The organism is Leptospira kanakyensis (assembly GCF_004769235.1).
Lineage (GTDB): Bacteria > Spirochaetota > Leptospiria > Leptospirales > Leptospiraceae > Leptospira_A > Leptospira_A kanakyensis.
This window is the reverse complement of sequence record NZ_RQFG01000019.1, coordinates 996,936-1,010,756: the sequence shown is the minus strand read 5'-3', so window position 1 is coordinate 1,010,756 and position 13,821 is coordinate 996,936. Positions and strand designations below refer to the sequence as shown.

Here is a 13,821-nt window from a genome sequence, read left to right as displayed (position 1 = left end):
TTGTTAGAATTGTCGTCACGCTACGTTGTATATTGTAAAAGTTAAGTCTCTAAACTTAAACCTTTAACCATTGTTAATTCTCAAACCTCGCACTTAACAAGCGGGGTTTTTTTATGTCCAGAGAAGGACGGAAGCGCGATGGCCAAGGGTTAGGTTTTTTATACCGCAACAGAAGATGGGTTGGCTGTATTTTTGAAAATAGCCCGCAGAGCAAAGCCGATTACGGTAAGTTGAATGGGTATAAATATCATATCCCATTGACTTTGTCGGATAAAAGGTTCCCCCATTTTGAATGCTGGTAGAATTGGATACCGTGTTAGTGCTGTTAGAGTTGTGACGACGAGTGTGTCTGCAAATCCAAAATAATAATGGAGAGCAAAACGTTTTTTGTGCAAACGATAGAGGACAAACATGACGACAAGGCTCAAGGGTTCAAGGAGTAAGTATTGTAAGCTGTCAAATGTTGGTAGCGATAAGAGTGCAATGCGATATGCCGCGTGACAATAGATCCATTGTAATGGTGAGGATCGAAAAATAAAATATCCACGATCAAACTGAGTTGTTTGGAATCTTTCTTTTTCCATTTCCTGGAGTAACCAGACGAGGAGGACAAGACATACAACGCGACTCAAGTATCCGCGGTAAGTGTCGCCACCGGGAGCAAAAACCATTGCGAAGATATTTGCCACCACAGCAAAGTTAATATATCGAGAAAACCAAAGTAGGAACCTTTGTTGTTTGTTTTCTGAAAAACTAGCAAAAGTGAGGACTGCTCCTAAGCCAAAGGGGAGAAGCAGCATAAACTTTATAAAACTCAAGATTTCAATCAGATTATGATGAGGGTCAAAGATGAATTGAATACCGGCTAACAGTGCAAATGCCATGACCAACAGCAAAAGAATGGTTTGGCGAAAACTTGCCAGGTAACAAACAAATGCTACCACTAGAATTGTAATGGCACAATTCCAAACTAATAAAGTGGGATCCATGCCCTGTTGGCTATACATAATTAAAAAATTGCGGTCTAGAAGGACTCTAGAGGTCCATCATCAATGGAGCCAATTCTTTTTTTTGCAAACATGATGGCAACCGATTGCTCATCATACGAAGTCCATTGGCCTAGAGGCGATCAAATATTCCCGCAAATTTCACAAATAATGAAACAAAAAGTTGTGAGAGTTTAGCTAAGAATATAAGGGAAGATCAAACAATACGTTTGAGGTTCGGTGACTCAAGATGGGGAGAATTTTTTTGGGGGTAGAGTCATGAGACATAATGTAGGCGTGAATCTAAAATCCCCCACCCGAGTTAGGGTGGAGGGGAGTGGCTCGTGGGAAGTGCGTATTCCCCCCATAACACATCCTAACCAATTGAAAACGAAATTGCCAAATTTCCCGATTTTATTTTGATTCAGTTCGCTTTTTGCGACTTACAGAGCTGGTTTGAAGATCTCTATTCTTTTCGTTTTGGTATTTGTGTTAGAATTAGAACACTAAAAACTACCAAACAATTGTTGTTTTTTTTGGGGTTATGTGTCGTTAAATTTTTATAATTTATCTTTGTTAGGCTTAATTCATTTGACAATTGTTAACGTCAGTGAATCCTTTGCATAAAAATGAACGGGTAATTAGAATATATGAAAAAGTTAATATTATTTGTATTGTTGATAACAAATATTGCGATATATGCGGAAGTAGGTAAAGAAAAGGTAATTTACCTTCGTGGTGTTGACCTAACAGTGGATTCCGCTACATTGAAGAACGGATTGACGATGCAAAATTCTTTGATCTTCAATCGTTTGGTAGGTGGAACCACAAGTTTGAGTATTCCAGCCACCAATAAGTTTAAAGGGAAGGGAGTTGAATTTGGAATCAACGCTCGCCACAGTGGTCTTCTGGGAACCGATTTTGGTATTTCATTTGCTACCTTGTTTTCAGATTCTATTTTTTCCGCTGATTACAGTAACTCAACTGCTCGACTTGGTTCAGGTTCTTCCGCAATGACAATTGGATCTGAAAGTTTTGTCGCTAGTGAATTTACTTCTAACCGTCTGCAAACTGCAAATATCAAACTTGCTGAGAATATTTATATATTTCATGATTCTGGGAATAAATTCTTAGAAGGTTTAGCACTCAGACTTGGTGGGGAAATTTATGGAAACGAAGTGAAATCAAAATCTCCATACTATTTTACTAATTCGGTCACAACTACTACTTCTTCATCAGGATCATCAACAGTTTTTTCAAGTGGTGCAGGAGCAAGTTCCATTGAAAAACTTACTTATAATGAAGCTTATCTAAATGCCATCTTAGGTTTAGGATATAACTTAAAAATTGCAGAAGGACATAACATCAGTCTAGGATATGAATATCTAAAAAGTGTTGCCAATAGCGGAAATTACGAAAATAAAATTTCTTCATTGTTAGTGCTTACACCTACAATTGCGTTTCCTTTTGAAAATAAAATCAAAGGAAAAGTGGATTCAGAGTTAGTTGGAAGTCGAATCAGTATTGGATACAGATTCAATATTTCTGAAAATGTTAGTTTTGGATTAAATTATTCACATACGGAAGCGACCCACCGAGTGGTAGATAGCAAGGTAAAAGAAGCCGGAAATATCTTAACACTATTCAATGGCGGAACATCAAACAGTATCAATTTTTTACCTTTTATACTGGGAAGTCAGCCAGGATTTGGCCCGTTTCCTGAGAACAAAGACATTCGCAGACAGATTGGGTTTGAAGTTTCTTACAGATTTTAGAATTGTTTAACATATCCCCTTTGTGAGTCGGAAACAAAACGTTTTCACATAGGAATTTAAAAAACCTCGCCTTCGGCGGGGTTTTTCTTTTTGGAATTTCTTCTAGATCATTCTATAACCGATACGGTTCCAGCAACTTTTACTGCGTTTGTCATAGATCCTACCTTAGATTTTCTCTGGATCATTCTATTGGGAATTTTTAAAATGGGATTTTGCCTGATGGAGGTGCATTTTGTTCCAACACCTAGTATTCACATTGTTTCTAATTTTTCTGAACCTAACTTGCCAGGTAACCTCTCATCAAGTGAAACCATTTTTAGTAGAGAAGGTAACAGATGAAATTCCTCGTGCTCCCAAACCCAAAACCTGGATTGAATTCCAAGTAATCAAAGCGGCAGATTGGGAAACCTCACTTGCTGGACTTTTAGATTTGGAGAATCCCAAAGCAAAAGCAGCTGGTTTAAAAGATCGTTTAGAACCTATTTCGATTTATTTTTATCTCATCAAACACCCAAAATACGGAACATTTCTAATTGATTCAGGAGTGGGTGAAAGTTTTACCAAAGGTAAAGATGAATTGCCAATCAATTCCATCGTAGAATCCCAAATGCATTTTTCTAAACTAAAAATCTATGAAACAACCAAAGATTATTTGAGTAAAAATAAAATTGATGTAAAGGGTATTTTTTTCACTCATTTGCATTTAGATCATGCCCTCGGCGCTTCCGAGTTGGATAGGTCTGTGCCTTTTTATGTGGGTCCAGGTGAGGTTACAAAAAAACAATTCATAAATTTATTTGTCCAAGGATCCACCAATCGTTTGTTAGGAGAAAATCCAAATTTATTCCAACTCGATTTTGGTAAAGAACCGAGTGAGATTGCCGTTTTGGATTTTTTTGGCGATGAAAGTTTTTATGTGATTTCTGTTCCGGGCCATACACCAGGAAGTTTAGCATTTTTCATTCCAGCCAAAGATGGGGCTCATTTGGTATTAGGAGATTCTTGCCATACGCAATGGGGTTGGAAAGAAGGAGTGACACCAGGAGCTTTTACTTCTGATCATAAACTCAATCAAAAAAGTTTGGATTTTTTAAAACGTTTGGAAAACACAAACCAACTTAAATTTGTATATCCTGGTCACCAAGAACGAATTCAAATTTCCGGAAAGAGGTAGTGAACCAATTTCAAATTCGTGTCTGTTGACTGCATAACTTTGTTTGGTATGGGATTTATTTTTTCTGATCAAAGGCCTTTGCAAAAAAGAAAGAAAAAGATGAAATCAATTTCGGAAGTTCCAATAAGGTCATTAGATTAAATCCAGTATCCCCATGGGAGATGAGAGTGGTCACGCATAGTTTACTATTTACACCTTGTGTGATTAACTTTTTATGTAATATGACAGACTCGTTTGCAGGCACTACATCATCTTTTAAACCGTGAATCAATAAAATTGGTAATTTTAAATTGGAGATATGGTTTGTAACCGATAATGCCGTTAGTAATTCACGATTTTTCCCACCTTTTTTTAGCACTACATTCCAATGTTTGATTCTAAATTCTGGATCATTTTTTAGCTGATCAAAAAACAATCGATCTGTATTTTTCATTTTTTGATAATGAGGTTTTAAATAAAGATCATTGGATTTGTAATAATTATCTAAGATAGTCAATTTGATGGCCTTAAAAAGACTTTCATTTTTTCCAATGGAAATTGGGAGAAAGTTAAGTAAAAGAATCATCCGACCATATTCATCTAAGTTTTGGTTAGCAAATAAGTTTCCGATGATATCATCGACTTTTGCATAAGCTCCAATTGTACAAATACAATTAATCCTGTCTGCGATTTGTTTATCACTGGCTGCAATCAGACTGAGTGATCCGGAAAAGGAAGGGGAAAAAATAGAAACTTTTCCTGAAGGCGAAATTTCCTTTTGTTTTGAGATAAATAAAATTGAGTCTTTGATATCTTCGATATTTCGAAGGGAGATTTTATAATCACAAATTTCATCATAAAAAGGGCTAACGACCGTATAACCAATCTTTTGTAGGCTTTTATTGACAATGATAAACCTGGGGTCTCTGTTCCCCAAAGGAGCCAACCCATTGATTGTAATAATCGTCCCGAGAGATTTTGATTTTGGAATGTAACAATCTGTTCGTAAACTACCGTTACGGATTGGAATTAAGATTTCTTTGGTATCGGAAAGGGATTCGTCCTGGCTCTGTAGCCCAAGTATAAATTGGATTGATTTGGACCATGCGGTTAATTGATTCATAGATTTGATTGTCTGTAAATAGCAGAATTTATCACAAAGTTTAAATTTATATTTTAAAATCAACCCAAATCATTTTTAGAATGATTTACCGTGATTCTTTGCGATGGATATAGATGACTTTAATTTTTGAAAATTTAATTTCTTTTTCACTGAATTGAAATCAAAATTTAACACAAAGATTCTTCTAATTTTGAACTGTTAATTTATGATGCTCATTTGGTGGTTTAAGATCTGTCGGAAATGTCTTTTGTTCGGCTAACGAATCACAGGTGAAAATCTGAAAATGAAAATGAGAAGGAGTTATTTTAAAGAGTTGGATTAGAATGATAGATTAGTGAAAGCGGGGATCTTAGTGATTGAAATGAATCAGATCCCGCCTTTTGTTTGCAATTTAAAAATATTTTAGTCTCCGCCTTCAACAAAAAATATCATAGACCAAGAGTTCTTTTTCTTTGAAAATCCAACTCTATAACCTAGAGGGCTTCGTAAATATTGTTCGCAAATATATCCGATTTGTCCGTCCGAAATACAAACTTTTTTGAAGTTACATGGTTCCTTCGAACTTGGTTTAGGATTTGTCTCATCGTATTCGTTTTTTACAAATTCCCAGCTAAGTTGTGTGAGTATTTTTCCTTTTGTGGATGGTTTGTCACGGACATTCACTACACTGCCTGTGATGAGTGAATATGAGTATTGATCAATGGATTCTGGTGTTTGATTGAATAGAAATGGAGCCGACCATATTTGATCTTTAAATGTAAAACCTAAATTGACGGTTTGGGAAAGTTCGTTCCAGAATTCGGGGTTTTTCGGATTTTGTTTTAGTTTCCAATGTTTTAGAAAATTGGATTTTCCCATACCATCTTCAGAGAAATCAAAAGAGATTTGTGGATCAATGACTGATTCAATGAACTTGATGTTTTTTTCTTGGATTGCCTTTTCCAATTTTTGTTTGAAGGAGAAAAAATCCTTATCTTCTCTGGATGCATCAGTGGGTTTGAGAGAAACTGGGTCAAATGGTTCACAAGGAAGAAGAGGGGATTGGAAACTTACTAAAAAGATGAAAAGAAATCCGATTCGTAGGTACATTTCAGGTAAATATAGGGTGATCATTTTAACCATGTCAAATCAAAATCAGTAGAAATTATTTAAGATCTGCCATATCGATATAATCTTTGGGAATTAATTTATTGAAATAAATTTCAAATGTTTAAAATGGATTTAATGTTAGGAAAAAAAGTAAATTACCAAATTATAATTAAAAGTACTACAAATTTATTTTTCCCTAAGTTCTTGTCAGTATTGTATGTTAGTTTGTTTATTTTATCCTTATGTTTTACTTGTAAACCAGTAGCATTGAATAATCCTTCTGATCCGAGTTCCAAAGCATATTTTGAAACAGCCGTTCTTCTTTGTGCTTTAGGGAAAGCCCCTTGTAATTCCTGTTCGCCTCCTCCGGGGCCTTGGGATAGTTTTATTGGCGAAGTAACCAGTTCCGGAAGTTATACTAGTGGTTTGTCCTTTCGGGTCGATCAGTCTTACAATTTATATGGATTAGCCTTTTCTTCGAATCAATTTGGATCTGGTGGGATTGGCTTCCAAGGAGCGGTTGGTTCTACTACAAATTTTTTACTAACTAAATTTTCAGCTTCAGGGCAAAGAGTTTGGATTTCTTATTTAGGGCAAAGGTCTGATCGTCCTAATGGAGTTCGTTATAAGGAAAATGATGGAGTTTATGTATACGGAGCCACATCGACAATATCACTGCCCTCCCCTGTGGTACCTCATTCAGGTACGGGATCCAATTCTTTTATCACAAAATTAAATGTGAATAACGAATTCTCCTGGACTCGGTATTTTAATGATGGAACTAACTCTGATTCAGCGATTGTTTCCGATATGATTGAAGCTACTGACTCCACGGGATTTTATATTGTTGGATTTTCTACTGGAGCGATTGTTAGCCCCGGTTCTGTGATAGGAACAAATACAGGTAATGATTGGTATATCCAAAAAATAAGTTATTCGGGTATAGCCATTTTCACAAAGTATATTCCCTTTGTTCCATCTGTTGCCAATTCAAGGCCCCTCCGTATTGTAGAAATACCCAATGGTCAAGGGTTTTATATTGTAGCATTAAATTCAGAGGATATCAATAGCGAATATCCAAATGGAAAAAATTCGTTTCCTGGTTATATTGGCAATATAGTAATGAAATTGGATTCAGAATTCAATTACCAATGGCATCGGTATTTAGGTGGTACTAACGATGTTGTTGATGATATTGCGCCATCCGTTGTAGCATTTTCTAACCAGAATATTTTGACTTCTGCTATGTATAGCGATTCAGCTCCGAGCACAGGGCAACTACATCCTGGTACCGGGATTGATTCGACCATTTTCTATAGGTTAGATGGATCGGGGAATCTTTTAAACTCCTCATTTGTTTATAATCCAGGTGAAAGTGTGATCATATCGGACTCGATAGTATTATCAAATGGAAAAGTTTTAATCTCTGGGAGTGTGGGAAGCCAAACAGGAATTACATCAGAGTTTGATCCAATCTCCTTACGAGAAGACTACCGTATTTCAGGAAAAGAAAACTTTAAAGCGGCAAGTGTTCAGCATTGTGATGGCTCTTTTAGTAGTTACGGAAGTAGCAATCGAGTGATAGCAGAATCACCAATTCCTTATGGTAATGGGGCTACCAACGCTATTTTTTCTAGATTCATCCGTTAGCCAATTTTAGGAGATCTGAGTTAATTTCCTAAATCCCATATAAAATATCCACCTTTGGGTCTATTGTTCACATCTGTGATTTTCCCACCAAAGTAATGCCTATTTTTAACAGAGAAAGAATGATTTACGTTTCCATTAGATGGAAGATTGGAATCTAAAACTTTTTTATTTAGAAAATCATAAAATACAAATCCTGGTTTTGAGGATCCATTGATGGTGGTAAAACTTCCACCGACGATGCCCTTGCCATTCTCTCCAATGGAGATGGTGGAGACACTGCTATCAGCTGTAAATAATTGATGTGTATATACACCGGTAGAACCATCAAAGGCGCTAATGTAAGAGGTTGCCTGTCCTCCGACGGAAATAAATGCCCCACCTATAAAAAATTGGTTTTGGTATTGGGCAATGGAGGCAACATTTCCATTCGGAAAATTGACGTTGGATGGAAATAGTAAATTAATGCCCGTCGACCGATTGAGAGATGAAAAATTGGGAGAACCTGAACTACCGATACTTGTAAAAGACCCTCCAATAAATATTTTATCTTCTGTGGGTAAAATGGAATTAACAACTGCGTCACCACTTGGGTTCCAGCTGTCTAGACTTCCATTTGACAGCACCAAACGTGCGATATATGGACGAGCTGAACCTGCCACATTGATAAAATTACCACCGGTATAAATAAAATTTCCATCGCTAGTTATTATACTGATATCAGAATTGAATGTGGGAGACATTCCTTCCAAAGATAATGAGTTTAGATTTAAGGCGAAAAAGTTGGTTCTGGATTGGCTAAGAATAGAAGTAAAAGACCCTCCCGCATAAAGAATATTGTCTCTTATATGTATACTATTGATCGTTCCTGTTAGTTGTGGATTAAAATCTGTGGCTTTCCCTGTGACCAAATCAATGGATCCAAATCCACTTCGTTCTACAACATTTACACTATAAAAATTTCCAGGAACTAGTACCTTCGATCCATCTGATGAGAATGCAATTCTGCCACCTGGATAGGAAAAACTCGTTGTAAAACTTGGATTCCAATCCGAAATATTTCCATTAGTTGGATCAATAGAGAATCCATTTCTCCTTGGTTTGCTAGCGACAGAAGTAAAATTTCCTAGAATGTAAATCTTGCCACCGAAATCTGTAATCGATGCTAGTGTGTCGCTACCATTTAACATTAAATTTTCAGAACCAACAAGACCAGTGTTGTTATCAACAGCTGCAAAATTGATTCTGGTTGTGGCACTTAAGAGATTAAAACTGCCAATCAAATAGACTTTTGATCCTAAATAAACTAAATCATCCACTAACCCGTTTGGCGCAGGGTTCCACGCTGTCATGTTGCCATTCATATCAAAGGATCTAGCATTCGTAGGAGAACCGGCAGTAAAACTGCCTCCGGCATAAACTACTTTATTGTTTGAAGCATCTTTTCCTATCGCAATTGTACGAACGGCTCCAGCACTTATACTTGGGGAAAAACTTGGATTGGGAGTCCCCGTATCATAGGAAATTTTTGATAGTCTAGCAATACCACTTCCATTGATATTTAAGAATTGTCCTGCAACAAAGATGCCGTCAGTATCTGCGATGATCGATTCTACTGTTCCATCAGCATTGGCAATCCAAGCAGTATCTAAATTACCTGATATACGATTCACTGCTGCGAGAAATCCACGAGTGGAACCATTCCAAGTGGAAAAACTACCGGCGATATATATTTTTTCACCAACTAGTAATAAGTCGCGGACATCTGCACCACCAGCGCCTGTTCCCACATCAAAATTTGTATCCAACTTACAATTGGAATCAATATGGACAAGGCTCTGTTTTTGAATCCCTTGTACATGGGTAAAACTTCCAGCTAGATAGAAACCACCTCTTTCATCTGAAATGGCTACATTGCTAAAACTAAGAACTTCTAAATAAGGACAAACTCCTGCATCCATCAAGGATCCATCGGTTGTATTTAGAATGGCTGCTCCTCCCGTATTGGGGCCTAAAAATTGAAAGGCTCCCGCTAAGTAAAGTTTGTTGTCATGAACAGCCATCCCTTTGATGTCTACGTTGGTAGAGTTACTACTATGGGCTCCCCAAATTTGAATGGGAGTTTTCGGAAACCCAGGCAGACAAGAAGGAGAACTATCGTTGATTAAAAACCTAAGGATGGATCCTTTTAAATAGGACTCAGATTTTGGATCACAAGAATTCGAAAGTTCAGGAGGTTTACAAAAAATAAAGGAAATTAGAATGAAGAAAAAATAGAACGATTGGGACTTTCGCATCATAGGATTACCGATACTTTGGGACTTTTTGGAAAGAGAATCTATTGACAACTGTTATTTTAGAATTGTAATACTAGAATATTTAATTTGTCAATAAATTTTTGCAACTGTGTTTATGATTCACTAAACTCTTGTTTGTTGGAAAATGCCAAATTTTGTCTTTGGCATTTTATAGATTTTCATATTCTCAACTACTCAATCATTTTTTCGTAAATCTCTCTTTCGATTTGGATGCAGTTTTCTTTTAAAAATTCTGGCATTACGAACCCTTGTTTTTCATATTCTGCAAAAACCAGTGTTTTCGCGTTTTCTAGACTCTGTTTGTCTTTCCAAGTGGCAATGGTGACAAATTGAATCTTATTTTGTTCTTCTCTGATATAGGTTTGGTCTCCTAAAAACCCATCTATGTTTTTGATAAAATCGCGATTGATTTTTACTCTTTCTAAAAATATTTTTTTTGACTCTGTGGGCAAATGAAATCGATCGATTAAAATTTGGTTCATCATATCCTCTTTATGGTAATTGATTCTAAGATTTAGGATACCGCGAATAGGGGTGATAAAATTGTAAAAAATCAGAAAAAGGAAACCAGTTACCAGTTTTGTGGATTTTTAAAATATTCCTTGGGTGATGATCCTGTAAAAAGTTTGAATTCTTTGTTGAAATGAGACTGGTCAAAGTATCCCGCATGGTATGCCAAATCGGTTAGGTTTGTTTTTTGTGAATGGGAGGATATGACAGACCGAATCCTTAAAAGATTGGAGTAGTGTTTTAAGGTGGTTCCAATAGAAACCTTAAATTTTTTCTCTAAGGAATCAATACTAATGGGAAGACCTTGTCTAATCTCTCCTATTTTGATTTTACCATTGGTTTCTTTAATTTTTAAAAGAGTATTTGTAATGATGGGATCTATCATACGATTTTTTTTAATTTGATGTAAAAAGTTTTCGATTAGACTGATTCGTTCGGTATTTGATTTACAAACAAACAATTGTTCCTCGATTCTATTGATGAGGGGCCTAGGAAATAAATCCTCCAAACTGACTGTTTTTCCATAGAACTCAGAAATTGGTTCCTGAAAAAAAGTAAAAGCACCAACTTCGGAAAAAAGGACAAGAAGGGCCGATGAGTTTTTGGGATAAATGATGGTCCGTGCACTCTTTCGAAAACCCGCAAGGCCAACCTTCGGCAAATCGTAAAGGGAATTTGATTCTTCCGATTTTAGATTCCCTTTGAGTTGGAAAGATAAAACTAGATTTGGGTTTGGAAGGATACGATTTTCGATTCCTTCTTCTGATTCAATGATCAGATATTTTTGTATATAGGGTTTCAGGTTTTCCGAAGGAAAGAAACTATCAACTTTCATCTAAAAAGAAAAACCTCCCATACATTTTGTACCCCCTAAAAGTAGGGTTTGCCGGAAGTGTGGCAACTTGATTTTTTAGTAAATTTCTTTCGTTTGACAATTTATAGATCAATGAAAACCCTCAATTCCAGAAGCGACCTGACCCATTGAAACCCCGCGTAACCTTACCTCTCCTCTGGTTCAGTCTCTGTGCCCATCTACTCTTTCTTTCTTGTAAACTTCCCAGCTTAGAAAATGGCTGTGACCCTGGTTCCGAATCCTTTCAAGATTTTTATTTGGCTCGAATCTTAGTGGATGATGACAGAGAATATTGTGGTTCTGTGGCTCCCAATCGATCCATTTGTGAAATGAATCCATTGGAAGTAATTCAACCGAGGCGTTGGAAGTATGTCTCGGCTGAAATGAAAAAACAAGCAGCCCTTGGTTCAACGGGTGTTAGTTCTACTACCTTTACCCCGCCATATACTGGTTTTGCGAAATGGCTCGGTGGAGTTCTTGCCGATAACGGAAAAATTTATTCCATGCCCTTTAATCAATCGGATATTCTAGTCATCGATCCGAGTACGAATGGTACTACTAGTTTTTCTTCTGGAGCGAGTGGGGGTGGTCTTTGGGAAGGGGGTGTGCTTGCTCCGAATGGAAAAATATATGGTATCCCAAGAGATGGGAACCAAATTTTAGTCATTAAACCAGAAACAAACGAAAGTTATACATTGCCAACGCCGGAAACAGGACTTGGAAAGTGGAGGGGAGGAGTCCTTGCCCCTAATGGCCTAATCTATGGAATTCCCATGGGAGTGTCTAAAATTCTTGTGATTGATCCGAAAACGGATTCGGTTAGAACCATTCCTTCTCCTTTATCCGAGACGAATATGTGGGAAGGTGGGGTTCTTGCACCTAACGGAAAGATCTATGCTTTCCCTGTCGTGTCCAATTATATTTTTGTTTTAGATCCATATTCGGAAAGAAGTTATCTTCTTCCTCAGCCTAAAACATTCAATATTAATAATAAATGGAGGCACGCAGTCGTAACACCTAACGGGAAAATTTTTGCCATGGCTGCAGACGATTCTCATTTTTTAATCCTAGATCCAACAAATGACTCCATAAGTTTATGGCCTTCGCCAATTGCAAATACAGGAAAATTGAGAGGCGGGATTTTAGCAGCCGACGGTAAAATTTATGGCATACCTGCGGACATTGACCAATTCATTATCATTGATCCGGAGACTCTCACTTCTACTACTTATAGCTCAGGTGTTGCTACTTTCAATAAATGGGGAGACGCAGTCTATGCGCCTAACGGAAAAATTTATACTATCCCTCATTCAGATGACAGCGTATTTGCTTTAAATCCAGGTGCCAAAGGTAAAATCTGTGATTCTTTGTTACGAAGTAGTTACTGGAATTCATACTAATATAACCAATTTTGAATCTTTCTAAAATTCAATTGACATAACCTGAATTAACTAATACAAAATGAGGATGCGATGGAAGGCATCAGAGTTTTGGAAAAATGCATCTCCTAATGAACTATTAGATTTTTTTCAATCCATCGAACAAGGTGCAGATTTAAAATCTTTGGCTGATCATATGTCGGTTGAAGACGAGTTCTGTGATTTAGTTTTTGAATACTTATGGTTGTTGCGTTCGGAAGAAAACACTAAACACTTTTTGAATGATGAGAGTTTAACACCAGACCTTCTGATGAAGTTTATTTATTTTGGATACGGTAAACAGTTTTTATCCGGTAATTTTGATTCTAACTCCTATTTTTTACAAGTAAGGACTTTGTTTGGTTCTGCTCAAAGTTTACGAATTTTATCTTTAGCGGAGGAGATGGACAGGGATCCCACTCTTAAAATTCATCTTTTGTCCAATTTGGATCCTCAGACTTGGGAAGCCTATTTTGATATATTAGAAGAAAAAAATATGACGATGCAGACTCTTCTAGGGATATTTTCCAATCTCAGAGAAAACGAAATTCGTAAAATTTTACTCAATAGTCATACTCTTTATTATTATCTTCGTATGATGATGGTATCTGGAATTAAAAAGTTGAATGAACAAACTCAAAAGGAAATGGAAAATCGGATGCGACTGGAATCCATATTAGAGTCCATTCGTATTTGGGAAACTTTTTGTCAAAACTTAGGTGAAAGGTTTGATTTTAAATCAGAAGCAGAACTTTCTCCAAACAAAAGGGATCCAGATCGGTTATCTCTTGTTTTGCGAGAATTAACCAAGGTTCCTTCTTTAGATAGAGAAGATGTTTTGGTGTATATGAAGGCCAATGGCGCAGTGATTGATGTTTGGGAAGAAACAACAATCCTCTCCGCACTTGGAAACTTTGATCGGGTCGGTAAATACTTTTAATTCAAAATT

The 13,821-nt window shown here is 36.7% G+C and carries 11 protein-coding genes; 5 read left to right on the top strand and 6 right to left on the bottom strand.

Annotation, left to right across the window (positions count from 1 at the left end; all coding sequences use genetic code 11):
* Positions 1-158 precede the first annotated feature (158 nt).
* A complete protein-coding gene (locus tag EHQ16_RS19050; protein WP_244242149.1) occupies positions 159-989 on the bottom strand; it encodes a hypothetical protein in 831 nt (276 codons plus the stop codon).
* Between the two features lie 647 nt (positions 990-1,636).
* Here EHQ16_RS19050 and EHQ16_RS19045 point away from each other — a divergent pair.
* Positions 1,637-2,761, top strand: a complete 1,125-nt coding sequence (locus EHQ16_RS19045) for a hypothetical protein (protein ID WP_135632903.1) — start codon at positions 1,637-1,639, stop codon at positions 2,759-2,761.
* Positions 2,762-3,065: 304 nt separating this feature from the next.
* Positions 3,066-3,935, top strand: a complete 870-nt coding sequence (locus tag EHQ16_RS19040; RefSeq protein ID WP_425269960.1) for an MBL fold metallo-hydrolase — start codon at positions 3,066-3,068, stop codon at positions 3,933-3,935.
* 55 nt (positions 3,936-3,990) lie between these two features.
* Here the strand turns inward: EHQ16_RS19040 and EHQ16_RS19035 are convergent, their stop codons facing one another.
* Both EHQ16_RS19035 and EHQ16_RS19030 read right to left on the bottom strand, forming a co-directional pair.
* Positions 3,991-5,037: an alpha/beta hydrolase gene (locus EHQ16_RS19035; RefSeq protein ID WP_135632899.1), complete on the bottom strand. Its 1,047-nt coding sequence runs from the start codon at positions 5,035-5,037 to the stop codon at positions 3,991-3,993.
* Between the two features lie 402 nt (positions 5,038-5,439).
* A complete protein-coding gene (locus EHQ16_RS19030; RefSeq protein WP_244242148.1) occupies positions 5,440-6,150 on the bottom strand; it encodes an SH3 domain-containing protein in 711 nt (236 codons plus the stop codon).
* A gap of 93 nt (positions 6,151-6,243) precedes the next feature.
* On the opposite strand from EHQ16_RS19030, the gene EHQ16_RS19025 reads away from it, so the two are divergent.
* The gene (locus EHQ16_RS19025) at positions 6,244-7,776 is read left to right on the top strand and encodes a hypothetical protein (protein WP_135632897.1); all 1,533 of its coding nucleotides are present in this window, start codon (positions 6,244-6,246) and stop codon (positions 7,774-7,776) included.
* A gap of 20 nt (positions 7,777-7,796) precedes the next feature.
* On the opposite strand, the gene EHQ16_RS19020 is transcribed toward EHQ16_RS19025, so the two are convergent.
* From EHQ16_RS19020 to EHQ16_RS19010, 3 genes are all read right to left on the bottom strand, one after another.
* Positions 7,797-10,073 carry an autotransporter outer membrane beta-barrel domain-containing protein gene (locus tag EHQ16_RS19020; protein WP_135632896.1) on the bottom strand — a complete coding sequence of 759 codons (2,277 nt, stop codon included), beginning with the start codon at positions 10,071-10,073 and terminating at the stop codon, positions 7,797-7,799.
* A gap of 188 nt (positions 10,074-10,261) precedes the next feature.
* On the bottom strand, positions 10,262-10,573 hold the full coding sequence (locus EHQ16_RS19015; RefSeq protein ID WP_135633013.1) for an antibiotic biosynthesis monooxygenase family protein: 312 nt from the start codon (positions 10,571-10,573) through the stop codon (positions 10,262-10,264).
* A gap of 89 nt (positions 10,574-10,662) precedes the next feature.
* On the bottom strand, positions 10,663-11,436 hold the full coding sequence (locus EHQ16_RS19010) for a helix-turn-helix domain-containing protein (RefSeq protein WP_135632894.1): 774 nt from the start codon (positions 11,434-11,436) through the stop codon (positions 10,663-10,665).
* Between the two features lie 146 nt (positions 11,437-11,582).
* Here EHQ16_RS19010 and EHQ16_RS19005 point away from each other — a divergent pair, with 146 nt between their 5' ends.
* Positions 11,583-12,854, top strand: a complete 1,272-nt coding sequence (locus EHQ16_RS19005) for an NHL repeat-containing protein (protein ID WP_135632892.1) — start codon at positions 11,583-11,585, stop codon at positions 12,852-12,854.
* 67 nt (positions 12,855-12,921) lie between these two features.
* Positions 12,922-13,812, top strand: coding sequence for an LBF_1199 family protein (locus tag EHQ16_RS19000; RefSeq protein WP_135632890.1), 891 nt, complete (start codon positions 12,922-12,924; stop codon positions 13,810-13,812).
* Positions 13,813-13,821: the final 9 nt, after the last annotated feature.